Source organism: Desulfosediminicola ganghwensis (assembly GCF_005116675.2).
Classification (GTDB): domain Bacteria; phylum Desulfobacterota; class Desulfobulbia; order Desulfobulbales; family Desulfocapsaceae; genus Desulfopila; species Desulfopila ganghwensis.
The window spans coordinates 3,179,935-3,205,777 of sequence record NZ_CP050699.1 but is presented as its reverse complement, the minus strand read 5'-3'; the positions used below and the strand labels follow the sequence as shown (position 1 = coordinate 3,205,777).

Below are 25,843 nucleotides of genomic sequence, written 5' to 3'. Positions count from 1 at the left end.
GCTACAACACCATCAAATGCAACCCCGCACCATAAATAAGCAGCATCATGCAGACTGTAGGCCACCAGCAGCGCCGAAGAATTGCAGTTACGCGTTCTTTTTCAACCGAAGTTGAGTCAAGCTGCTCTCTACCACGACTCACCGGCTCGCTGTCACCACCAGACAGGCCTACAGATCCTGGGTGTTGTGAAAGTTCCGAATTACCATAATTCCCCCTGAAGGCCATCAGGGCAGCGATTGTCGGCATCAATCCCCCCCAGATTAAACCCCAGGCACAGAGAATGTTTTTTTCAAACAGACCAGGGACAAGAAACAACAAAAACGGCACTCCAAAAAATGCTATCAGAAATAACCTGTGACGGTCTGCACGCTCTCCCTCCAGCCGCTGCTCTCGAATACCAGCTTTCAAAAACAACCAAGCCCAGACAACGCCCGCCGCAAGTACTGTCGGCGTAAGCAAGATGACCGGCAGCAACCACGCACTGCTGAGCACGCCCCCCAATAACGATTCCATCCACACGGGTCCGCTGTACACCTCTCTGGTCGAAACATCTACAGCCAACCTCCCCCCCTTAATGATAATAGCTGGCAGAAATGTCAGCAGCATCGCCGCCAGGCCCAAATACGGCTCAGTTAGGGATAGCAGCAACTTCCCTCTTGTAATTGAGTAGCACAGATAAACCAACACTCCAGCGATCATCACACTCAGCCGCACATCAAGCTGCAATCCCGCGCCAATAATAATGCCCGCCAAAATCCAGGCGCTCCTGGCCCCGGTTACAATCGCCCGATAAATCAGATAGAGAGCCGCACACCAGATAAGTGTTAGAATTGCTTCATTGGTTACAAAGAAACCGGCTGCAAAAAAGAACGGTACTATGGAAAACAGCAAAACAAGAGCAAACGCAACCTGCCGATCATACATATCCCTGGCCAGACTGAAGATAAAACCGAGGGTCATGAGCCACAACAACCAAACGCCCAACCGAAATCCAAGAAGCAATTCAGGGAAATTCGGCATTCCAAGAGCACCTAACAACGCTGGCGCAGGAAGAAGTGCTGCAGGTGTATCGACTTGATCCTGTGTAATCAGTTGGTAATAGTATTGCTCTTCGGGTAATAACTCCATACCACCGATATACGCCAGTCGCAACAGCATAAGGTAGAATACAACGCCCAGTCCGTAATAGGTCCTGAGTTGTCTCCCACTAATTCTTCGCTTGTTTAGGGAATGTACCCAGAAAATTATTCCTGAATAAGCACCCAAGAAACTCAGCAGGCCAAAATAGAATACAAATGCGGTGGTAAGTTCTCCATTTATTCTCAACGAAGTCGCAACAACCCCGCTCCGCAAAAAGAGTGTCAGCAAACAGACACAAGCCGTGCCGATAAAATACCAGTTAAGCAGTCCGGAGACCTCGCGAATATCATTTCGGGCAAGAGTTTTTACACCGAGCACACCTCCCAGGGCGGCGGCCGGGAGAAAACTGAGACAATGGGCCCACCCCGCCGCTATGCCATAATGCAAAAAAGCCGTAAAGAGTGCGCTATCGGTTACTACTACAGTAAGAAATACAGGAAAAAGCCATTTAAACCCACCCGGTAACAGGCTGATGCCGACCAGCATTGCCAACTGCTTGATATAGTCCGTCACCACCCCTGTGCTCAGTTTGGATTGTCCCCAACGCCTGTCACTGAATGCTATGGGAACTTCATGTACTCTCACGTCATCCTCCGCCGTCGCCAGTAACTCCAAACCAATCTTAAAGCCACATACCTCGTCCTCAATTTTTGCAAGGCGCTCCCGCCGCACGGCGATAAAACCAGACAGCGGATCTTTAATATGGGTAAACATCCTTGCCGGTAAGGTCGCAAGTCTGGATATAATTTTTCTTTTGACCGGCCAGTCAGGAGTTGACCCGCCCCGCACATACCTGCTGCCGACAACCATATCCGCCCTGCCACTCATTAACGGCTCAAGTAGACCAGGTATAACTTCGGGAGGGTGACTCAAATCTGCATCCATCACAACCAGGAAATCATGCTTTGCTGCCCTGGCCCCGGAGATGACCGCGGCAGCCAATCCTTTCCCCTGCTCATTTTCAACCAACCTCACTTCAGCCTTATTCTGCCAGAGCTCAATGACCTCTCTGGTCATGTCTGCAGAGGCCCCATCGGAGAAAACAATCTCAAAAGCAAAATCATATGGCGCAAGTGCGGTATGAATCCGCTCCAATAGGGGATCTATATTCTCGGCTTCATTAAGCGTCGGGATAATTATGGAAACACCTTCCATAGAAGCACCAACGTAAAGTATTCGGTTTAAAGATGGAAATACTTGGATTACATCAAATGAACTATCTGTTTTCAATAGTAAAAAACGCGAACATCGCGAATCTGCACAGAGGGAAATTGGGGAGATTCACCAACACCTCCCCCGTACCTGATATCCTATCACGCTTATCTGGATGTTTGACAACAAATTCAGAGAGTGGGCAACAATTATTGAATGTCAGGCACCGAAATAGGCATCGGCGTTGTCGCCAAAAAGCCACGATGCCCGACATGGTAGTTGAACAACTTGCTATTACTACATATTCAGGATATCTTTTTCAGGCTTAGCTCATGCATCGGTAGAATGGTTGCCGCTATCGCCTTAATTCTCTGAATAGAATCCCAGGCTTCCACCGCATTGAGGTGTACACCAGGGCATACTGCCGGACCATTATCAGGAAAGTTTTGGTTATTACAGCAAAATCCCGTTATCACAGCATCACCAACCGCAGTAGAGATGCGGACTGAAAGACAGCCGACAGTGTGACCCGGTGAGAATATCACAGTAATTCCCGGGACGATCTCCTGCCCATCCACCGCATCCTGAAATTCTGTATTTTCAATAAAGTATTCATCGTAACGATGGTCGAGTGGATGGGGAGATTTACAAAACGCAACCTCGTCCGGATGAGCGTAGAACGTCGCTTTGGTAAAGAGTGCATTATTGCCGCAGTGGTCATCGTGAAGATGAGTATTGATGACTATGTCAATATCATCAACAGACAATCCCTCGGCTTTAAGACAGTCGGCGAGCGTTTCAGGTGTCAGGCCGGTTTCTTCAGTAAAACCTGCCGGAGGGAAGAGTTCGTTTTCATCCAGACCTGTATCCACCAGAATATTATGTCCATTGCCCTGCACCAGAAATGCCCATATGGGCAACCATATACGCTTTCCATACCCTTGCTGGTAGGTCATGATTCCCTGATCAGGATTACGCACACCTGTCAACAGAGGGGTTATCGAATAGGTCATCTCTCATCCTCGTTCATTCGTAATTACTGACAGCTCTCTCAGTCATTGTCTGGTCGCAGACAAAGCCCGATGTGGAGCACGACACGCTATCATCATACAGCCACTCAATTTTCCCTCAAGAAATTTTTTTGACCGGTAATCAATCGAGTTTCCCCTTTTCATGAATCCATTGGCGTGTTCCACGGTACCTGCAGGAGAGCGTCGCTACCCTGGATGCACTGGCCAGAGCCTGGTAGAAATCACCATCACCAAGGTAATGGCAAAATGCCCCGTGAAGTATATCTCCTGCGCCTAGAGTATCAACGACCTCTGTTTCAATAATCGCTATCTCCATATACTTCTCCTGCCATACCTTAATGGCAGCATCTCCGCCTGAGACAGCAATATTGGGTATACCAATACATTTCAGATAGGCAACCACTGACTCAGTGTCGCCACAGCCTGGAGGATAAAAATCACCCGAGCAGATGGCATAATCGATATACGGCAGGATATCACGCAGTCCTTCTTTCCAGCTACCACCATCCAGGACCGTTTTCAGACCAAGGGATTTCGCTCGTCGAACACAGGCCAGAGCAGCTTCATGATAATGCCCGTCGAGCATCAACAGATCCGCACCCGCCAGCAGTTGCGAATAGTCCTGGTTAGCGAGCAACCGGCTCGAGTCGGGGCGGGTATAGACAACACAGCGATCACCGTTCGATTCATCAACTATAATCGAGGAGACTATCGGCAAATCTTCCGGCCTCGCGGTGTGGTCGATAACTTCAACCCCATGGTCCTCTAAGTCCTGACGGGCCAGACCTGCTAGCGGCTGTTGTCCCAGTCCGGTAACGAGTATTGCCTCAGCACCTAAAGATGAGCAGGTCACCGCTGCGTTTGCAGCAGGCCCGCCGGCAAAAAAGAGTTGGGTATCCGCCCGTACCTTTTCGTTACTGGATGGATATCTTTTCAGGTAATGAATTATATCAAGGGTAGTCAGTCCCAAAAATACACATTTCATTATGTCGTTGCCCCCCTTTTCCCGGTTCTTCTGTTGTACTGAACCCACACCATACTCATGTTACAGCCGTGGTTCGCGATACTGCTTTATGCTGGTATCACCTCATCAATTCATTTACAATTTACACAATGCAGTCAATAGAGTCAGGATACATACCTCAATTTATCCAGAAATTTCAGCAATGCCTGCAACGCATTCCAGGTTCTCTTTCGACCATGCCCGCTCCATTTTACTTTAATCCATAAATTTGATGGAGGTATAGATGAGAAAGCTGATTAACACCTGTTTCGTTACAGCCGCTGCACTGTGTTTTGGTTTTGTTTCACTGGGCTTTGCGCAGGAGGAGACAGACTGTGTAAGCTGCCATGCAAAAGACAACCCCGGTCTTTACCAACAATGGCTCAATTCAAAACATGGCAAGAATGACATAGGTTGTCTTGATTGCCATGGTGCTGCAAAGGATGACCAGGACGGTTTTGAGCACAACGGGGCTGTTGTTGCCACGATGGTCACTCCCCATGACTGTGGCCGGTGTCATGAAGAGCAAATGGAGCAGGCAACCAAATCCCACCACGCCAAAGCCGGTGAAATACTGGAGTCTTCCGACGCATATCTGGCGCATGTTGCAGGCGGTCATCCCATCGCCATTGTCGGCTGTGAATCATGTCATGGCGCCAAGGTAATTGTAGATGAATCACTTTCCAATAAACTCTCCCCTTTAACCTGGCCCAATTCAGGGATTGGCAGAATCAACCCTGACGGTTCTAAGGGAAGTTGCAACGCCTGTCATTCACGCCACTCCTTTTCCGCTGCCCAGGCGCGCCAACCGGAAAACTGCGGTAAATGCCATCTGGGACCGGATCACCCGCAAAAAGAAATTTTTGAAGAATCAAAACATGGTATCGCCTACTATTCATTCAAAGATACCATGAACCTGGATAATGATACCTGGATTGTTGGTCAGGATTATTACCAGGCACCAAGCTGCTCAACCTGCCACATGTCTGCAACCTTCAGCCAACCTGCAACCCATGATGTCGGCGACAGAATTTCATGGACCCTGAGACCACCTGTCTCTACAAAACTCGATAACTGGCAGGAACGTCGGACAGCGATGGAAAACGTCTGCCTTAATTGCCACCAGCAAACCTTTATTGACGGCCATTACTATCAGTACGATGCGCTGGTGATGCTCTACAACGAAAAATTCGCCAAGCCCGCCGGGGCAATCATGAAAATGATACAGGAGAAAAACGTCCTGAAAAGAACTGCCTCATTTGCCAATGATATTGAGTGGGAATATTGGGAACTGTGGCATCATGAGGGGCGCCGGGCACGAATGGGTACAGCAATGATGGGTCCCGACTATGCCTGGTGGCATGGTATTTATGACGTGGCGCACAACTTTTACTTTAAATTCATACCAGAGGCACTCCGTTATAATGACCCTGAGATCACGGCTTATATCCAAAACATGCTGGAAAACGACCCCATGCACACCTGGTTGATCGAAGATACCAAAACCCTGAAAGGGAAAATCAAGAGTGGTGAATTGCAAAAAATCTATGCACCATATTTTATAGAAAAAGACAAATAAGCCATTCAAGCATTTACTCCACCCATACTCTACGTCAGGAGGCAGCGAATTCAGGTTCGATGCCTCCTTTTTCATGTTAACCCCCATCCATCTCCACAATAATTCTCACCTCATGCCACAATAGAGAATTTTATTCTTGACCGACACGCCATTAGAGAATATTTTTCTCCAAAATGGAGGTTGATTCATATGATTGACGACAAGAGCCTTGAGATTCTGAAAATCCTGCAGGAGAAGGCACGTATTCCGAATGTGGAAGTATCCCGACAGGTCGGTCTGGCGCCATCAGCTGTACTTGAACGAATACGCAAATTAGAAAAGAACGGAATAATTGATGGCTACGAAGTCCGGCTCAATCCTGAACAGTTCGATAAGGGCCAGATCGCCTTCATTCAAATTCAAACCAACTGCGGCGGGGAAGAATTTGACCTGATTGGTGAACACCTTTCTCAGCTGCCTGAGATTCAGGAAGTGCACTACACCACCGGTGACGATGGTTACTTTGTAAAGGTACGGGTCAAGGATAGCCGTGAATTGGGTGAGTTGCTCCGCACCAGGATCACCACTCTTTCGGGTGTTGCAGCGACACGGACAATCACAGTGATGCACACGGTTAAAGAAACTTCAAAAATCCCTATATGTTAACATAGTTCGGCAATACACAGTTTATTCAACAGGAGTCTGCACCATGCCAATATCCACATCTTTTAAGAGCAGGCTGTTTCCGGTATTGGAAAACATCTGCGACCATTTCGGCACACCGTTTCATATCTACGATGAACAGGGAATTCGTGAAACCTGCGCCGACCTGAAACGGGCCTTCGCAGGAATCGATGAGTTTCGTCAATATTACGCAGTAAAAGCCCTGCCCAACCCCTCCATTCTCAAAATTATGCAGGATGAGGGCTTTGGTTTTGATTGTTCCTCAACCACTGAATTAATGCTGAGCCGTCAACTTGGTGCCAAGGGGGCGGATATCATGTTTACCTCAAATAATACCAGCCAGGAAGAGTTTCTGCTCGCAGAGCAGGAAGGCGGCTGTATTCTCAACCTCGATGATATTTCTCTGGTCGATAAGGTGCCGAGCATGCCTGAGTTGATCTGCTTCAGGTATAATCCAGGCACTCGCAGAACCGGCAACGATATAATAGGCAATCCGACCGAAGCAAAATATGGTGTCAGCCACGACCAGATTATCGATGCCTACAGGCAGGCCATGGCCCGGGGTGCAACACGCTTTGGTCTTCACACCATGCTCGCTTCCAATGAGTTGAACTATTCCTATATGGTTCAAACTGCTGAAATGCTTCTGGAGTTGGTTGAAGACATTTCTGCCGAACTTGGCATCACTTTTGAGTTCATCAATATTGGTGGTGGCTTGGGAATCCCCTACCGCCCAGACCAGGACAAATTTGATCTGGATGGCATGGGTCGTGAGATTACGACGGTATTCCAGGATTTCAAAAACAAGAATGGCTATATGCCGGCGCTATGTATGGAAAGCGGTCGTTTTATGACCGGCCCCCACGGGGTACTGGTGGTTCGGGCAATCAACCGCAAAGATATCTATCACACCTATATCGGAGTTGATACCTGCATGAGCGCCCTGATGCGACCTGCACTCTATGGCGCATATCACCATATTGATGTTCTTGGCAAGGATGAGAGTTGTGAGATGGAAACCGTGGATGTGGTCGGCTCCTTATGTGAAAACAACGACAAGTTCGCAATTCAGAGAAAACTCCCTGCTATCCAGGACGGCGATATTCTGATCATCCACGACACTGGTGCACACGGCCATGCCATGGGCTTCAATTATAATGGTAAACTCCGCCCGAAAGAGCTCATGTTGACAGTCAAAGGGACTGCCGAACTTATCCGTCGCGAAGAACGGCCTGAAGACTACTTTGCGACCCTCGACTTCACCACCGACAGCCTTTCCCTATAAGCCACTCGGCTTATAGTTACAGCGCCCTGCCCCGCATCAGGGCGCAATTCTCCTCATCCGTAGTACAAATTATCTCCATAGAACAATCAGATATTTTTTTTCAACCTGCAACTATTACATTTAGCAGAGTTTATGTTTAATCTGTATTTGTAATGCCCACAGTGAAATTGCATAATTAATATATTCGTACGAGAAAAGTCTTCTTCCCAGTCAGGATTGCTCCAGTCAGCAGTTCTTACCAAATGCAATTTAAAGCAAGCAGGATCCTATGAGTATTTCAGGACTCAAAAGCAAATTCACAACTCTTTGCTGGTTCACGCAAACCCTCCTCAGTATCTCTCTGTTATGTCTTCTAGTCTCGCCGGCAGTCAGCCACTCCGCTGCGTCTGAACAACAGATAGCTTTAGAACTGCAAAAACATCTCGGATGCCAGCCTATAGACCTGGTACAGCTCGAAAATAACACGCCATTACTGGCCTCTAAAGACATTTGTCTGGCCATAATTTATACAAAGTATGACTCCACCCCCCTTTGGGTCAGCTCAAAAGGACCATCGTACAAAGCCAGGATAATTTTTGAATATCTTCAGGACTCCGAAAAACACGGCCTCAACCCCCTGATTTACCAGGTAGGTGAAATCAGGCAGTTATGGAATTCAAAAAATGCCACTGACCTGGCAAAGCTCGACACTCTCCTCACCTACAATCTTGTTCATTATATACACGACATAAGTTACGGTCAGCTCAGCCCCAGTGTCACCAATCCTCAACTCTTTCCTGAAGCTGGGTATCGTGATTTCAATCCGGTTTTCGCCATTCAACAGGTACGATTTGCTAATAATATCAAAGACTATCTCGAACAACTTCCTCCGCAGCATGTTCATTACACCAGCCTGAAGAACGCCCTTGAGAAGTATCGTATCATTGCCCTTCAGGGTGGGTGGCCATACCTGCCTGAAGGATTAAAAATTTTTCCGGGTAATAGAGACACACGTGTTGCGATTGTGCGTGAACGCCTTAAAATGACAGGTGAACTTTCTCAAGAATCCAACCCACCCGACCCGTACCGTTATGATCTGGAGCTGAGAGACGCTGTGATTAAATTTCAACTCCGGAACGGTCTTAAACCAGACGGGGTTATCGGCATCAATACCAGAGGCGCGCTTAATGTCACCGTTGATGAACGTATCAAAACCATACGAATCAACCTCGCTCGCTGGCGCTGGCAATCGCACGATCTCGGCTCAAAATATGTATTGGTGAATATTGCCGGTTATAATTTAAAAGCATATCGTGACATGGGCCAGGAACAGGCTCTGGATATTCGGGTGGTCGTTGGAAAAGAGCGACACCAGACCCCGGTTTTCAGTAATATTATCCGACAGATTGATATTAACCCCTACTGGACCATTCCAACCAGTATTGCCAAGAATGAGGAACTGCCAAAGCTGAGGAAAGACCCTGGTTCTCTCAAACAGCGAAATATTCGCCTCTACTCCAGTTGGAATGGTAACGCCAGGGAACTGGACTCAACTTCGATTGACTGGAATTCGGTAAGCCCCGGCCAGATGGCAGGTTACAGGCTACGCCAGGACCCCGGTCCCAAAAATCCTCTGGGAAGAATCAAGTTTCTCTTTCCAAACCGGTATGATGTCTACCTGCACGACACCTCATCTCCGCAACTGTTTAACTACACGAACAGAGATTTCAGCCATGGTTGTATCCGCGTGAGCGACCCCCGGGCCCTTGCCTATTTTCTCCTGGAAGATCAACATGGTGACTGGAATACCGAGAGAATCGATACCGCCTATGACAGCAATTCCCGTAAGGTTATTCAGCTATCCAGACCTATCCCCGTACACATCACGTATCAAACAAGCTGGGTTGACAAAGATGGGACAATCCATTTTAATGTAGACGTTTATTCTCGCGACAAAAAACTCGCTAAAGCGCTGTTTTAGTTCTACATTATCACGTTTTTTACCATATTCAACACCAGATGATACCACCACAACCCGATGCGCAGCTGTGCAGGCGCAGGTTCATTGCCACAGCTGCGAAACTTACCCTATGTGCCGGACTTGCGAGGCCTCTCAATCTGCATGCAGTGCCGGTCCCTTCTCATAAACTTAAATTTTATCATATACATACCAGAGAAAAATTCGAGCTCTCAGACCCTTTTCTCGACGCCCAGGAAGATCGTAAACAGGATCTCGACAGCTTCCTGCGTGATTTTCGCACCGGTGAAGTGCATCCGATAGATTTCCGACTCATGAAAGTTCTTGCCAATATCCAGGAAAAAACCGGGAGTAACGGAACCTACGAAGTAATCGGTGGATATCGCTCAGGAGCAACCAATGAACAACTTCGAGCCAACAGCAACGGAGTTGCCTTAAAAAGTTTGCACCTGGTTGGTCAGGCAATCGATTTACGACTTACCGATCTTCCAACCAGAGATTTGAGAGATGTGGCTATTTCGCTACGGGCAGGTGGGGTCGGTTATTACCCTGATTCAAATTTTGTCCATATTGATACCGGCAGAATCAGGTATTGGTAAATCTATAAAAGTATAACCAGAGCGCTTGATCGCAATTCATGAAATCAGAAATCGACATCACATCTTTTCTTCACATCGTGGCTGACTATGTCCGCGATAAACAGGTCCCCGTCGTCGATCTGATAGCAGTTCAAACCCGCGATCCATTCAAGGTGCTGGTGGCGACGATCCTCTCAGCCCGAACCAAGGATGAGACCACTGCCAAGGCCGCAAGCCGTCTCTTCAAAAAAGCCGAAACGCCCGAAGCACTCGCAAAACTTTCTGTAGAAGAACTTGAAAAGCTCATTCGCCCTGTGGGCTTTTTCAGAAACAAAGCCAAATACCTGGCTCAATTGCCGCAAAGCCTCAAACAATTTGGCGATAAAGTACCGGATACCATTGAAGACCTGATTCAGTTGCCGGGGGTTGGCAGAAAGACAGCCAACCTGGTCAGAAGTGTTGCATTTGCAAAGCCCGCAATCTGCGTTGACACCCATGTTCACAGAATCATGAATATCTGGTGTTATGTAGATACCGACACACCATTAAAGACCGAGATGGCATTACGGGCAAAGCTGCCGGAAAAACATTGGATCTCGGTAAATTCTATCCTGGTTGCCTTCGGGCAGTCACTGTGTAAGCCGGTTCGGCCACATTGCGACATATGCCCCCTGCAAGGCGCTTGTCCGCAAAATGGTGTTACGCCAAGGTCAGTAAAAGCCAGTTCCAAGCGCACAGAAAAACACAATGGCCAGCCGCTTAAACTGATCTCCTGGAATGTTAATGGAATACGGGCGGTGGAAAAGAAGGGTTTTGCCGAAATAGTGGCAGATCTCGATGCAGATATTCTCGCTCTCCAGGAAACCAAGGCGCACCCCGACCAACTCTCAGATAAACTCAAAGATATTGATGGGTATACTTCTTATTGGCACAGCGCTGAAAAAAAAGGGTATTCCGGAGTGGCAGTCTACACCAGACAAGAGCCTCTCAAGGTTATTGAAGGCTTGGGGATTGAAGAGTTCGACCGTGAAGGCCGGGTTCTTACCCTTGAGTTTGACAGCTACTATCTCACCAATATCTATTTCCCCAATGCTGGAGAAGGATTAAAGCGCCTGGAGTTCAAGATAGCCTTTAACCATGCCCTGCTCGCTTTTACCGACAACCTGAAAAAGCAAAAGCATGTCGTACTCTGCGGGGACTTCAATGTGGCACACAAGCCCATTGACCTGAAGAACCCTGCCTCCAACACCCAAAACGCCGGCTTCACCCAGGACGAACGTGATTGGATGGACAGCTTTATTGAAGCTGGTTACCTGGACACCTTCAGGATGTTCAATCAGGATCCGGAGCAATACACCTGGTGGAGTTACCGCTTTAACGCCAGGGCAAAGAACATAGGCTGGCGCATCGACTACTTCTGTGTCGATTCAGCTGGTGCCACACGCGTGCAAAACGCTGAGATACTGCCGGAGATTTTGGGCTCAGACCACTGCCCGGTGGTCCTTCACTGGGCTTCGTAACATCTGGTCTCACAATCCTAGCTTGTTGTATTGCTGTTCTATCGCCGAATGAGCCTGGCCCGGATTCATCTGCCACCCCGACCAGGGCGATTTGGCAATCACTCCCTTTTAGCCGACCGGATACCACGCCCTCTCTCAGGGTAAAACCAGCACATGCAGATCACAACTTCAGGCTAGTTTTTCACGATTTCAGAGCAGGGATCAACAAGAATCTCGGGACAGGAACCATTCAGATATTCCAGCAGCTTGCGATGCCCCGCCGGGAAACCAAAATCACTGAGTTCTTCCGGAAAAACCCACCGATACTGTTGCGCTGCGGTCAGCTGTAAAGGTTGCAGGGTATCTGAAATCATTCGGCAGCCGTAACAGTGCAGCACAACCTTGTACTTGGTGTAAAAGTGGGTCAAAGTGGTGATTTTTGAGCAAACCGTAACCTTAAAGCCTGTCTCTTCCCGGTACTCCCGCACCACCGCTTCATCCGGAGACTCACCAGGCTCTACACCGCCTCCGGGAAACTCCCAGAGCCCTCCCCAAATATCATCAGCCAGACGTTGCTGAATAAATAATCTGCCGTCTTTATTCAGAACACCTGTTGCCATCTCTATGAGAATCTTTTTTTCAGCTGCCACCTTGACCGGACGCTCATCAACTGTACCCTGCCTCCTTGCACGACACAACTCAGCTACCGGGCAGATGTTGCATCGAGGGTTACGAGGCAGACAAATCAAACCGCCCAAATCCATCAGCGCCTGGTTATATAGTCTTGCCTTACCTTTCGGTAAAAGTTCCCAGGCCTTTTGCTCAATATCCTTTTTTACTGCTCCACTTTTAATATTTCCTTCTATATCAAAAAGGCGGGCAAAAACTCTCAGTACATTAGCATCCACCACCGGAATATCTACGTTCCCGGCGATACTGCTTATTGCAGCTGCGGTGTATGGTCCTATCCCTGGCAGCGTGAGGAGTGTCTCCGTGTCACAAGGAATATCCCCACCAAATTCAGCATGAACAATCTTTGCCGTAGCATGCAGGTTTCTGGCTCTGGCATAGTAACCGAGCCCTTCCCAGAGTTTCATGATTTCCTGCTCTTCTGCCCTGGCCACAGCGGCAACATCGGGAAATCGAGCGATCCATCTGGTGAAATAGCCCACGCCACGCTCCATTTGGGTCTGCTGCAGCATTATCTCTGAAATCCAGACATGATACGGATTGTAACTTTTCCTCCAGGGAAGGGGTCTGGAGCAGTTCTTGAACCAATCCAGGAGATTTTCAGCAATATGTTTCATGAGATTCTATATACGGCAACCGTCAGTGAATATTCAAATTTCGTCTCCAGCTTTGCCGGAGCGGTTAATTACAAAGTAAAAATATAACCAGTATTTCTTTCATCACTTCATGAAAATGTGATGTTTTCCCATCTTTTCCAGCCATCGTCAAGACAGAAGCGTGGGGTTTCCTTATCAGGGACCAGAGCTCATACATTCAAAGAAAAAATCTGATTCCCCCGTTAATTTTTTGGCGTGAAAATGTGAGGAAAAAAACGTGAGGTGCAGGCCTGGCTTATTGGTAACTGTTTTGTCTAATATGCTGAATTATTTTATTTTATTGGAGAAGATCTCTTTGGCGTTACGCTCTTACCCTGCCCCCCTGTCCCCAACTCTTCACTTTGTGAAGCTGAACTTGACTGATCCGCAGATTGAAAAAGAAAGACTCAGCTCGCCCCTGTTTTTCACCTTAGGGGTACAGATCTTTCCTGATTTGCCAAATTTCATTTTCAATATGAGATAATCGATCAGTATCTACTGAGTGATCCATCGCCACACCGACATATGTCGAAAATCTCTTTTATAAATAAGGAGTACGGCCATAAACAAGGCTAGACAAACAATATCAATTCATTTACTATGATTTTCAATTTTACGTTGTTAAACAAGGGACATACAGCATAAAGCCGGCCTCTCCTGACTATCTTTAATAGCCATTATTTCATGTAACATATTCAATACATGAGATTTTTTAATTTGCGCAAATTGGTCGGTCAAGGAGGTTAAAATTACACGGTGTTGCTGGGGGGGAGACGGGTTATTGAAATCTTTAAAGATTCCAGGCTTCTGTTATCCGAACGACACAGGTAGTAAAAAGTATGTCCCAGTTCGTTTTTTCTGAAAAAGTTGTCTGAAAAGGTAGTCCGAAAAGGGCTGAATCTGGATTTATGGAGGAGTGATGGAAAGCAAAAGTAAAGGGGCTGAAGCAAAAAGTACTCTTTTTTCACGACTGGCAAGCAGCTTTAGCATTCGCAGTAAGCTTATGCTTGCATTTTTCGTAATGATTTTACTTACTCTTTCAGTAAGTGCGATTACCCTGGTTTCCCAGACCATCGCCAACAAGACCATTGATGACCTTGTTAATATTCACGGTACAATCGCGCGACTGAGTCTTGAAACAGAGAAGCATCTGCGAATGATGCAAAGCTACGAAAAAGACTTCCTCATCAAATACAAATCTATCGGTATCCAGGAAGCCAAGGATACATACCTCAGCCCATTTACCGACCACGGTGGTCAGTCCTACCAGACCATCTATCAGATCCAACAGCTGGCGACCAGCCAGGCCGATATCGATACCGCCCAGACCGCGATGCAGTCGATCAACGAATATCTCAGTGCCTTTATCGGTACAGTGAACATTCTTGAACTGCGTGCGGATCCGGAGTTTGGTGAGCTTATCAAACTCGAGGAAAGTGCAGCTGCCTTACACGCGACAGTTGAAACTCTCGACTCAATGGCGCTCTCCAACGCCTATTTCCAGCTCCAGAACACTCTCAAAGATTACCTGATGACCCCTACCCGCGATGTCGCAGTTGGAGTCATTTTCGAGCGCGATAATTTTTTGGAAACAATTTCAAGCCTGCCTTTTTCTGATCATGAGCAGGGTCGCCTCATCCAAAAAACCGAAGAATTCACCAAATGGTTTACAGAGGTAGCAAATACCGATGAGGTAATTACTGCCAGGATCGAGACCTATGAAAAAGCAGCTCAGAATGCTGAACCGATTATTGCATCCTTTCTCAAGAACGCAGTTCGCAATGAGGCTTCTGCTCGTACGCAGATGGAAGAGTCTACCAAGCTCACCCAGCAACTCGTAATTGCCGTGGGTGGAATCGCGATTATGATCGGTATTTTTATCGCGATTCGACTCTCCCGTGGTCTCACCAGTCAGATCAGCCATATCGTTGCCCTCTTCGAGCAGATCGGTAAAGGAAACTACGATGCACGTACCGAGGTTGTAAGTAACGACGAACTTGGTTCCATGGCCACAACGCTGAATGCCATGCTCGATAATGTTACGGTTCTTATCCAGAGTCAGACTGAGCGCGATGCAATCCAGAACTCGATCATGAAGCTGCTTGAGGAGATCAGTTCCCTTACCGAGGGTGACCTTACCGCACGTGCTGAGGTTACCGAGGATATGACCGGCGCTATTGCCGACTCCTTTAACGCTATGACCGATCAGCTCTCCGACATTATTCGAAAGGTTAAAGAAGCCACTGAGTCCGTAGATGATACCTCTGAAGAGGTTTCCAAGCAGACCATGACCCTTGCTAATAGAAATATCGAGCAGACCCAAAAGGTGAATCAAGCGATTGAAGCTATTGAGCAAATGGCAAACTCCATTAAAGACGTATCTGAAAACGCACAGCAGTCAGCAAACGTATCAGAGGCTTCAAGACTCAACGCCCGTGAAGGTGCGGAAGCAGTACAGAGAACCAATGACGCGATGAACGAAATTCGTGAGGAAATTAACGAGACTGCACGCTCCATTAAACGTCTCGGCGAAAGTTCCATGGAAATCGGTAACGTTATTCAGATCATCAACGACATTGCCGACCGTACATCCATCCTTGCCCTGAATGCTTCAATCCAGGCTGCAATGGCGGGTGACGCGGGTCACGGCTTTGCCGTAGTTGCGGACGAGGTCCAGCGACTTGCAGAAAGTTCCGGTAACTCTACCAAGCAGATCGAGGCACTTGTTAAGAACATTCAGGCGGAAATTAAAAACGTTAGTACCCGCATGGATGAGAGTATCAGTAAAGTTGTTCAGGGTTCCCAGCTTGCTGACGGGGCCCATGCCAAGCTTCAGGAAATTGAGCAGGTATCCAACCAGCTTGCCGATCTGATTGAGTCCATTACCGTAGCAGCCACAAAACAGGTACAGGTTTCTGAGGAAATTACTGTAACAATGCAGGAGGTTGGTGAAGTAAGTACTGAATCTTCCAGATCTTCCCAGGAAACTGCAACCTCAATGGACATTTTGAGCCGCACCGCTCACGATCTGCGTGCCTCTGTTGAAATGTTCAAGGTTACCGACACAGTAAAGGCTGCCTAGTTCCCACCTGACTGTCTGCAATGATAAATGCCCGGCTACCTCTGTTGCCGGGCACCAAACTATGGTGTTCCAGATGACTCGATTATTCCGCATTTTCTTGCTCGGCTCACTCGTTCTGGTTGTTTTATGCCAAAACGTCAATGGTGCCGACGGTACCATTCGCATTGGTTTCAATATTCCACTTATCGGCATGTTCAGCATGGTTGGCAATCATGCAAAGGATGCAGCCGAACTCGTTCGTAAAGATCTCATTGCCCAAGGTGGGCTTAGGGTAGGTGATAAAATTTACGATGTAGAATTTCTCTACGGCAATAACAATTCAAACCCCGTAAAAGCATCTGCTCTCACAGTAGAACACATCACTAAAGACAGCGTACTGGCCATGATCGGTCCCTTGAGTTCCAGGCAGGCGATCCCCGTTGCAGAAATGGCCAATTCGTTTTCAACCACTGTCATCAGCCCCTGGTCAACTTCACCTGTAACTACCAAGGACAAACCGTTCTCTTTTAGAAGCTGCTTCATTTACACAGAACAAGGGCCTGTTCTCACACAGTATACTGCCAAAGAATATGGTGCGACACGTGCTGCGGTTCTATACGATATACTCAGTGCCTACCCGAGAGGTATGGCTTCATCCTTTAAAGCTGCATTTGAGAAGGTGAACGGAACAGGCTCAGTCGTCGCCTTTGAGGAGTTCAGGACTGAGGACAAAGATTTCCGCCCCCAACTTGAGCGAATCAGGTTGTCCGGTGCCCAGGTTCTTTTCACTCCGCAGCATTACAATGAAGTCCCACTCATAGTGCGTCAAGCCAAGGAAGTAGGCCTGGATATCCCCATTGTAGGCAGTAATTCATGGGCCGGCGGAGATCTTGTCGGAGAGTGCGGCAGTGAATGCGACGGCCTCATTTTCACAGGAAACTATGCACCTGGCGGAGCAACCGGCATCAACAAGACATTCGTGGAATCATATTCAAAAGCGTATGGCAAGAACCCAGATGAGCCGGCAGCCCTTACCTGGGACGCAATCAGGGCTCTGTTGAAAGCAATTCAGAATACAGGTGAATTAACCGGCAACCTGCTCCAAGACCGCAAGGCTGTTAATACTTCACTCGCTCAGTTAAAAAACTTTGACGGTGCTTCCGGCATGATGAGCTTCAATGCCAGCGGGACCCCCAAGAAGTGCACAATTATTGTCAAGATCGTTGATGGTCTTTTCACTTTCAACGATTCTGTCTGCCCATAATTCAACCAGGCTTTACCGCAATCGATTCAACTGTGTGAAAACACTTGGGGCTTTTATAGCTCAATTCAAACTTAGTGGGTAATCAATTTATAATATTGTTTTTTTTACCAATAGCACATTGCACAATCTTTTTTACAGATGTCTCAAGTCATTGCATGCTGTTCACTTGAGACATCTGCAAAACCTGCATATGTCCATAAGGCACTAAGTTGTCTTAGTTGATTTCGGCACTTGTCGATTTTCAAAACAGATATCTAATGTTCGGATATTTTTAGAAAATCAGCTTGTTGAAAGATAATCTACCTGATACCACGAGTATCTCGGTTGATAGCTTAACGGAGTATTCAATGACCCAAATTAGGACCTTCCTCCTCTTCTATAGCGTTGCGTTTCTTATGCTCTGCCCGCAGGCAATAGCCGCTGACGGTACGATACGTATTGGTTTTAACTTTCCTTTGACCGGTGGACTTGAATTAGCTGCAAGACATGGACAGAATGCAGCTGAACTTCTTCTGGAAGATATCAAGGCAGCAGGTGGGCTTAGGGTTGGTGATAAAGTCTATGATGTCGAATATATTTACGGCAACAACGATGCTGACCCAACCAAGGCAGCCAATCTCGTCATTGAACAGGTCTCAAAGCACCGCGTTCTTGCCATGATCGGGCCTTTAAGCAGTAAACAGGCAGTCCCTGTAGGGCAAATGGCAAATGCTTTCTCCACTGTCGTCATCAGCCCCTGGTCCACTGTTCCCAAAACCACTGAGAAAATGCCTTTCTCTTTCAGAAGCTGCTTTGTCTACACTGACCAGACACCTATTCTCACCAAATTTGCCGATCAGGAATACGGGGCGAAGAAGGGTGCCGTGCTTTTTAATGCCACCAATATCTACTCCAGCGGCATGGCAAAAGCGTTTATAAAAGATTTTGAAGAGTACCATGGTCCAGGAGCCGTGGTGGCAAATGAGCAATTCAGGAATGGAGACACTGATTTCCGTGCACAGATCAAAAACATTCTTCTTTCAGGTGCCGAAGTACTGTTCCTTCCACAGCAATACTATGAAGTTCCCACGGTTGTTGAACAGATGATCGAACTCGGCCTTGATATCCCGATCCTTGGCACAGAAGGATATGCAACCGATGAACTCCTGGAACGTTGCGGGGCAAACTGTAACGGCGTTGTCTTTACCAGCAATTATCTACCCGGCAATGCTCAAGGAATTAACAAAACATTCGTTGAGCAATACAGCAAAGCATATGACCTGGTTCCTGATGAACCTGCAGCGCTCACCTGGGATGCCATGCGTGCATTATTCAAAGCAATTAAAGATACCGGTGGCTTAACCGGCAATCTTATTGATGACCGTGTTGCGGTTCAACGTCAATTGGCCAAGCTCCGCAACTTTGAAGGGGCCACCGGCATGATGAGTTTCAACGCCAGCGGTAACCCTGATAAGTGTATCGTTGTCGGCAAAATTGTAGATGAAAAATTTACAACCCATGATTCAGTGTGTCCGTAGACAGGTATGCGGAACTGCCGTTGCTACGATTCTGAGCTGAAGCAGCGCCATGGTTCCTGTTTATCCAACTTGCAGCTGTAACAGTAACAGACAGCTTGTGACTACCGCTCACCTGTTAAACACTGAACAATTGTACAGGCAACGGTTAAATAGCATATGAAAATAATTTAGATTCAAGGTGCTACGATTCATATGTCAAAAATAGTTCACAGTTCAACAGATCTGAACAATACTATTCTCGATCACATCCAGTCTGCCCGCAGAAAAGGAAGCAGCCTTGATCTGCACATCAAAAGCGGGAACAGGCAGGGAATTGTTCAGATACGTAGCGGTCAACTCCTTTCTGCCACAACGGGAAAACTCAACGGAAACGGTGCTGTGCTTACCCTGGTAAGTCTCGAAAACACCACTATTGCTATCGACGAGCAATCAGCACCAGCACCAAAGAACATCTCTCTTTCGCTGGAGCAGATTCTCCATTACACGTCCAGTTTGCAAACTCAATCGGAAAAGCAGATACCCGTCGACGAGGAGAAATACCTCGAAGATGCTCTGCTCCTTTTCTTCCAGTTCAAAAACAAACAAGCTGCGGAGCTTCTGTTACGTATTCTGCGCCAAAATAGGTTTTACTACCCCGCATGGCTCTGGCAATCACGCCTTCTCACCAGGGATGATTACATCATAAAAGCACTTGATGAGGCCTACCGATGGGGGAACGACGATAGAGATATCTGGCGGGAATCGCGGAAGATGAGGCCTCAGCTGGAAGATATTCCGGAAAGTGTTAAACGTTGCGTATTCTGCTGGTCGCTTCTGGATGAGGGCACGACCTGTGGTCACTGTAAAGCATCTCTTATAGTTACAGGACAACCGCTGGCATCCGATATCAAGCAGGAAGAAATACAGCAGTCTCTTGTCTATTACCACCGTGCCCTGGAGAAAGATCCTGAAAATGCGCGTATCGCTTATACGCTCTCACTTGGCTCTTTCAACCTCAAGCAGTACGAAAAAGCACTCCCATTGATGAGGGACGCAGTCAGGCTCTCACCCCAATCCACACTCTACCGTAAGAGCCTTTCTCTCCTCCTGACTCTGGCTAAAGCCAACGACAGAAACCCCGAACCCGAAGCCAGGAAGGAGCCCCGTCATCAGAGCAGCCAGGTCACAGTGATGATGGTCGAAGATAGCAAGACTTCGCGCAAAGTTCTATCAATGCTCTTTGAACGTCTTGGCTATAGGATAGTTGAGGCCGAAAATGGTGCAGAGGCCATGGCTAAGGCACAGTCTGCCTCTATTGACCTTATACTTCTGGACCTCATGCTGCCAGATATCAACGGTCACGAGTTATTACCAAAGCTCAGACAACTCAAAGGCATGAAAAATATTCCGGTTATCATGCTCACGGGCAGGCAGGATTCCACTGACCGCCTGCTCGGTATTCAATCCGGAGCAAGTGAGTATGTCACTAAACCGTTTGACCCCAAAAAGCTTACGGAGCTTGTTCAGCAATATATCAAAAAGACGAGGGACCCGAACAAGGCCCCACTCCCCTCACTCACTACCAACACTTTGAAAGCAGATCAGCCCACGGCACCGGCTACTGGAATTTCAAAACAGCAAACGGGTGAAAGCCAGAAAAGGGGAACCCCTGTCATTTCGCCGGCATCCGTAAAAAATAGCCAGAAATCCATTTTTGTTATCGAGGACAGTCAAACCTCACGTAAGGTTATCTCGATGATACTCGGCAGAAATGGTTACCACATCCACGAGGCGACAACCGGCCAGGAGGCACTTGAGCTTGCTCCGAATATTCAACCGGATCTTATCCTCCTGGATGTCATGCTGCCCGATACGACTGGCTATAATATTTTACCGCAACTTAAAGAAATGCCCCATATCAAGGACCTGCCAGTCGTTATGTTGACCGGTAAAACGGCCCCGTCTGATCGCATGAAAGGGATGCTCGCAGGCTCCAACGAATATCTGACCAAGCCTTTCAACCCCCAGAAGCTTTTATCTGTAATCAGGGGATATCTGTAAATGAACCGAGCTACCCAGAGCCAATACTATTAGCCTGATATGAAATCACTTAATCAAATCATCAGTTCAATCGACGAGCAACTTGCCCAGGTGCAGGATTTTGATGCCAGCCCCGCTTCCAATCTCATGTTTGGAGAGCAGGAAAAGATGCGCAGATACGTCCTGGTACAAATCGGTATTGAAAAACTCGCTATCCCCATCGATGGACTTTCTGAAATAAGTCATATGCCCGTGGTATTACCGCTCCCGAGCCTTCAAAACTGGATCTATGGCATCGCCAATCGTCGCGGTGAAATCGTTTCGGTAATAGATCTGAATAAGCTGCTCATTCCGGAAAGAGAACCTGCCCCGCTTGGTGCCAAGCTTGGTGTTCTTTTTAATGAAAAGCATAAAGTCGGGATCAGTATCGATCAAGTCATAGCAACCATTTCCCGACCTGAATCAGATTGTGTAATCAGCAGTGAGTCACAAATAACCCAGACCTATCCTGAGGTTTTCAACAAGGGACTCCAGGTGGAAAACAGTACATATCAGATTTTGTCCCCGGATTCATTTCTGGCACTTGAAAATCTGCACGATTACCAATTGTCCTGATGATGAAATTTCAACAACAGCAGTACCCAGGCGGTTTGCAGAGTATACCCTGCTTCCCGGATTTTCATGTCGTTAAGGAGATGTAGATGCGACACCTATCACAACCAAAACTGGCGAACATATTCTTTAGGGAAGTCGGCGGCTATATACCCAAGATCGACCTTGCTATTTCGACCTTACGCCTCACGGCCGATGATAAAATGGCACTTGGTGAAGTCTATCGTTATTTTCACAATATTAAAGGGGCTGCATCTCAGGTCTCCCACAAAGGTTTGAGCAGTTCTGCCGGCATCTGTGAGATGTTGCTCGGAGAACTCATCGCCGACAATCGTACTCCAATCGGCCACCAGTTGGATTTTCTTTCACTGGTAAACCAGAATATTGGTGAATTTTGTGAGCTCCCTGAAAAATCCGAAGCGGCCGAGGAATCCCTTTTTTCAAATACACTTTCCTTTTTCAAGACGCTTATGCACAAAATCGGGCCGGAGAATCCTATTTCCCTTTCAACCAATATGCTGAATCTGATGCAGGACCTTGATTCCCGAACAGCATCGGCACCAGCATTTGCCCCGGACATGAGTGCCCCTCATTTTCTTACAACCGAATCCAAAGGTCATCTTGATTGCCTGCTCTCACTTCGCTCTGTTGTCCCTCTTCTGAAAGAACTTGCCGAATATTCACCTGAAAGCACACCATTTCATACTGTTTCCCTTCCACCAATGATCAGGGCTGTAAAAACCCTCACAGGTCTTACCGCATCTGCCGGCTTGAAAGGTCATCATTCATTGTTGTCACAATTCCTGATGATCTTGATAAAGCTTGAAAAATCGCCGGAACTCAACAGCAACTCAACTCCGGAGTTACTTCAGGAGTTCCTTTCATATCTTGATCTCGTATTCTCCATGCCCCCGGGAGATGGTGAAGAGGCTGCTAGAAAGGTTCAGGCACATCTCGAGTCCCTTTGCAATCTGCTTGTTCAGCGCTCTGTTGCAGCTGAACCATCTGCGGATTTTCAGTTACCGGAGGATGTTACGGATGTTATCGGCGAAAACCATGACAGGTCTGTACCACTTGAAGCTCCCGGTGATACTTTAGCCCAGAACCCTACCTCTGCAGATTTCAATTCTGGCGCTATCCCGCAGGTGTCGAACGAGATACCTGAATCGACGATCACTGAAGAAACAACCTCGCCCTCTTCCATCGAGGATGAACTGCTCGAGATTTTCAAGTCTGAATGTGATGAGCATCTCCAGGTGTTTGAGGAGATACTGAATCAACTCAACACAATCATTGATGATGTGCTACCTGTTTCAGAGCCAATACGCGAACAACTCGCCCTGTTGAGTAGAGCTGCGCATACCCTGAAGGGTGCCGCAGCAATGACAGGTTTTGACTCCATCTCAAAATGTGCTGCCAGCCTCGAATGTTATCTTGAGTGGTTGCGTGATGACTCAGGAACAATTTCACCAGCCGATATAACACTCATAGTTGAAGGCTCTGATGCTATCACGATTTTGACCAAAACAGATGGCACTACGAACATTCCTGACCTTTCTGCTATAAATGCGAAGATCGAAGCGATTATGGCCCGTACTGATGTGCCGGTCGTTTCACAGGGTAGCTGGACACTTGAACAACCAGCGGACGCAGAATTTCTATTGGAGATCAATGAAAGTGACATACTGCTTGATATCTCATCAGCTGAAGATGAACCCCCCGCTGCAGCGATAGACCAGGACGGGTTTTTCGCAAACAAGAATGAAACAGATGACACATCATCTTTTACTCAGCAACTTGACCCCGAGTTACTGGCAATATTTCAAAGCGAGTGCGACGAACATCTGCAAACCATTGCTGCCGCATTGAACTCGCTCGCTGCTTCGATTATTGAAACGACTCCTGTTACAGCTACCATTCGTGAGTCTTTAGGTTCGGTTCGACGGGCAGTTCACACCTTGAAAGGTGCTGCGGCAATGACCGGTTTCGACCAACTCGCTTCATGCTCCCATTGTCTTGAGGACCTTCTCGACTGGCTCCATGACAGTGCGCCGCATATTGACCCGCTGGATCTCGTCATTGTCTCAGAAGCAATTGATGTTATAGAGTCAATCTCTTTGTTTGAAAAAGCCTCTACCACCACAGATATCGATGAACTGATCAATGGCGTACGCGGCCACCTCCACAAAAGATCAATGACAGAAGTTGCGGTCGAAGCTGAGAGCAAAGAAGAAGTACAACCGGAACCTGTCGTCCAATCTGCAATCATTCAAGATGCTGTCGTTGAACAAACAGGGACTACAGCCATACCAGGCGACAGTGGTAACATACGGGTTAAGCTTGCCGATCTTGACGAGTTGGTCAATGTAGAAGGCGAGTTGGTTGTAACACGAGGAACTGTTGAGAAACTTCTGGATAAATACTCTCAATCGCTCAGCGAACTTAACACAGTAAAAGATACCCTTCGCAGAAAATCCCAGGAACTTGAAGTGGGATTCGAAGCTCAATCCCTTTATGGTTTCGGTTCCGGCGCCACCCCGCAGGAAACAGACTTTTCCGGAGGCAGTACAGAGCTCTCCGAATTTGATCCTATTGAACTCGATCGTTATTCACAACTGAACCTCATCATCCGTTCTTTGAATGAGATTTCCATTGATATTAATGCTATCTACACCGAAATGACTGCGCTTGGCGCCAACCTGCAGGGTCAGGTAGCAAAGCAACAGCTGGCCATGAGTGTAATGCAGGAAAAACTGATGCGAATCAGGATGACTCCCCTGTCATCGATTTCCAGAATGCTGCATAGAACTGTCCGGCAAACTGCTACCAGACTTGGCAAAAATGTCCGACTCGCTATCACCGGTGACGATGTCTACATGGATCGCTTTATCTGGTCACGTACTATCGATCCATTCTCTCATATTCTCCGTAACTGCATTGACCACGGCATAGAAAGTTCTGACATCAGGACACGACAGGGTAAGTCACCTTCCGGTCAGATTACCTTTCATGCCAGCCAGCGTGGTCGCTTCGTCGTACTTAAAATCAGTGATGACGGCCAGGGTATAAACACTGGACGTCTTCGTGATAAGCTCATTGAAGAACAGTTAATCAGCGCCGACGACAGGCTTAGCGAAACAGAACTGCTGCCATACCTGTTCAAGCCCAGTGTCACCACCCGTGATGATGTCAGCGAAACCTCCGGCCGCGGTGTTGGTCTTGATGTCGTCCTGAAGAATCTTCAGGACCTGCGCGGTTCAGTGCAGATACACAACTCGCCCGGTAAAGGAGTTACTTTCGAACTCAGAATTCCCATAACCCTTTCTGTTAACAGGGCTATTATATTCGAACTGAGCCAGCGAAAGTTCGCCGTTCCTATTCATGATATCGTCGAAGTACGAAAATTTGCCGCAGCTGAAATTATCGAAGGCGATAAAGTTCAGTGGAACGATCAGGTAATTCCTATTATTAATCTCAGCAATAGCCTTCAGCTTCCATCCACGCAAATTGTTAATGAGAATATTCTGACCTTGATCGTTGAAACGTCGCAATACCAATTCAGTGCGGTACAGATCGAGGCTATAGAAGAGCAACGCGAGATCGTCATTAAGGATCTTGGTTCCCATTTACGTTATGTCCCCGGCATCAATGGCGTGACACTTACAGGTGAAGGTACTATCATCCCAATCCTTAATCTCCACGAGCTTGCCGTTAAGGTGGATTTTCAGCCACAGTCAAGCCCTGAGAAAAACGATATTATCGATAACAGAGAACCGCTCAAGGTACTTGTTGTCGATGACTCGATCAGTGTCCGCTATACCATTACCCGCCTTGTGAAAGGCCAATCGTGGTCCTCATTCCAGGCCGTTGACGGTATTGACGCCCTGGAAACCCTGGAGAATCTTATTCCCGACGTAATCGTTCTTGATATTGAAATGCCACGAATGAATGGCTTTGAGTTTATGGCAATTATCCGCAATGATGAGCGATATAAGGCCATCCCTGTTGTTATGTTGACCTCAAGGGCCTCGGAAAAACATCAGAACAAAGCAAAGGAACTCGGAGTAAACCATTATATGGTGAAACCATTCCAGGAAGAAGACTTCATCCAGCTCGTCAGCAGTATGGACTCAAGCCGGGCCTGAAAACGTTTAACA

16 protein-coding genes are annotated in these 25,843 nt (G+C 47.4%); 12 read left to right on the top strand and 4 right to left on the bottom strand.

From position 1 onward, the window contains the following. Position 1: 1 nt before the first annotated feature. From FCL45_RS13580 to FCL45_RS13570, 3 genes are all read right to left on the bottom strand, one after another. Positions 2 to 2,296 (bottom strand): glycosyltransferase, encoded by a 2,295-nt coding sequence (locus FCL45_RS13580; RefSeq protein WP_136795940.1) that lies wholly within the window; start codon positions 2,294 to 2,296, stop codon positions 2 to 4. Positions 2,297 to 2,598: 302 nt separating this feature from the next. Further along, the gene (locus FCL45_RS13575; protein ID WP_136795941.1) at positions 2,599 to 3,306 is read right to left on the bottom strand and encodes an N-acyl homoserine lactonase family protein; all 708 of its coding nucleotides are present in this window, start codon (positions 3,304 to 3,306) and stop codon (positions 2,599 to 2,601) included. 139 nt (positions 3,307 to 3,445) lie between these two features. Next, the gene (locus FCL45_RS13570) at positions 3,446 to 4,309 is read right to left on the bottom strand and encodes a PfkB family carbohydrate kinase (protein WP_136795942.1); all 864 of its coding nucleotides are present in this window, start codon (positions 4,307 to 4,309) and stop codon (positions 3,446 to 3,448) included. A 262-nt stretch (positions 4,310 to 4,571) separates the two neighbouring features. Between FCL45_RS13570 and FCL45_RS13565 the strand changes: the two genes are divergently transcribed. The 6 genes from FCL45_RS13565 (at position 4,572) to FCL45_RS13540 (ending at position 11,909) form a co-directional block, all read left to right on the top strand. Continuing rightward, positions 4,572 to 5,906, top strand: coding sequence for a multiheme c-type cytochrome (locus tag FCL45_RS13565; protein ID WP_136795943.1), 1,335 nt, complete (start codon positions 4,572 to 4,574; stop codon positions 5,904 to 5,906). Between the two features lie 189 nt (positions 5,907 to 6,095). Beyond that, positions 6,096 to 6,551 carry an Lrp/AsnC family transcriptional regulator gene (locus FCL45_RS13560; protein WP_176360048.1) on the top strand — a complete coding sequence of 152 codons (456 nt, stop codon included), beginning with the start codon at positions 6,096 to 6,098 and terminating at the stop codon, positions 6,549 to 6,551. Positions 6,552 to 6,594: 43 nt separating this feature from the next. After that, positions 6,595 to 7,854, top strand: coding sequence for a diaminopimelate decarboxylase (locus FCL45_RS13555; RefSeq protein WP_136795944.1), 1,260 nt, complete (start codon positions 6,595 to 6,597; stop codon positions 7,852 to 7,854). A gap of 268 nt (positions 7,855 to 8,122) precedes the next feature. Next, positions 8,123 to 9,814, top strand: coding sequence for a L,D-transpeptidase family protein (locus FCL45_RS13550; protein WP_136795945.1), 1,692 nt, complete (start codon positions 8,123 to 8,125; stop codon positions 9,812 to 9,814). 38 nt (positions 9,815 to 9,852) lie between these two features. Next, on the top strand, positions 9,853 to 10,410 hold the full coding sequence (locus FCL45_RS13545) for a YcbK family protein (RefSeq protein WP_136795946.1): 558 nt from the start codon (positions 9,853 to 9,855) through the stop codon (positions 10,408 to 10,410). A gap of 38 nt (positions 10,411 to 10,448) precedes the next feature. Beyond that, positions 10,449 to 11,909 (top strand): exodeoxyribonuclease III, encoded by a 1,461-nt coding sequence (locus FCL45_RS13540; protein WP_136795947.1) that lies wholly within the window; start codon positions 10,449 to 10,451, stop codon positions 11,907 to 11,909. A gap of 173 nt (positions 11,910 to 12,082) precedes the next feature. On the opposite strand, the gene mutY is transcribed toward FCL45_RS13540, so the two are convergent. Further along, positions 12,083 to 13,195 (bottom strand): A/G-specific adenine glycosylase, encoded by a 1,113-nt coding sequence (gene mutY, locus FCL45_RS13535; RefSeq protein WP_136795948.1) that lies wholly within the window; start codon positions 13,193 to 13,195, stop codon positions 12,083 to 12,085. A 937-nt stretch (positions 13,196 to 14,132) separates the two neighbouring features. Between mutY and FCL45_RS13530 the strand changes: the two genes are divergently transcribed. The 6 genes from FCL45_RS13530 (at position 14,133) to FCL45_RS13505 (ending at position 25,831) form a co-directional block, all read left to right on the top strand. Beyond that, positions 14,133 to 16,295 carry a methyl-accepting chemotaxis protein gene (locus tag FCL45_RS13530; RefSeq protein WP_136795949.1) on the top strand — a complete coding sequence of 721 codons (2,163 nt, stop codon included), beginning with the start codon at positions 14,133 to 14,135 and terminating at the stop codon, positions 16,293 to 16,295. A gap of 73 nt (positions 16,296 to 16,368) precedes the next feature. Further along, positions 16,369 to 17,538, top strand: coding sequence for an ABC transporter substrate-binding protein (locus FCL45_RS13525; RefSeq protein WP_167495667.1), 1,170 nt, complete (start codon positions 16,369 to 16,371; stop codon positions 17,536 to 17,538). Between the two features lie 347 nt (positions 17,539 to 17,885). Then, a complete protein-coding gene (locus FCL45_RS13520) occupies positions 17,886 to 19,055 on the top strand; it encodes an ABC transporter substrate-binding protein (protein ID WP_136795951.1) in 1,170 nt (389 codons plus the stop codon). A 192-nt stretch (positions 19,056 to 19,247) separates the two neighbouring features. Further along, entirely contained in the window at positions 19,248 to 21,095 is a 1,848-nt protein-coding gene (locus FCL45_RS13515) for a response regulator (protein ID WP_136795952.1), read from the top strand. A gap of 39 nt (positions 21,096 to 21,134) precedes the next feature. Beyond that, positions 21,135 to 21,689 (top strand): chemotaxis protein CheW, encoded by a 555-nt coding sequence (locus FCL45_RS13510; protein ID WP_136795953.1) that lies wholly within the window; start codon positions 21,135 to 21,137, stop codon positions 21,687 to 21,689. A gap of 86 nt (positions 21,690 to 21,775) precedes the next feature. Next, positions 21,776 to 25,831, top strand: a complete 4,056-nt coding sequence (locus tag FCL45_RS13505) for a hybrid sensor histidine kinase/response regulator (RefSeq protein WP_136795954.1) — start codon at positions 21,776 to 21,778, stop codon at positions 25,829 to 25,831. The last annotated feature ends 12 nt before the right edge of the window (positions 25,832 to 25,843 follow it).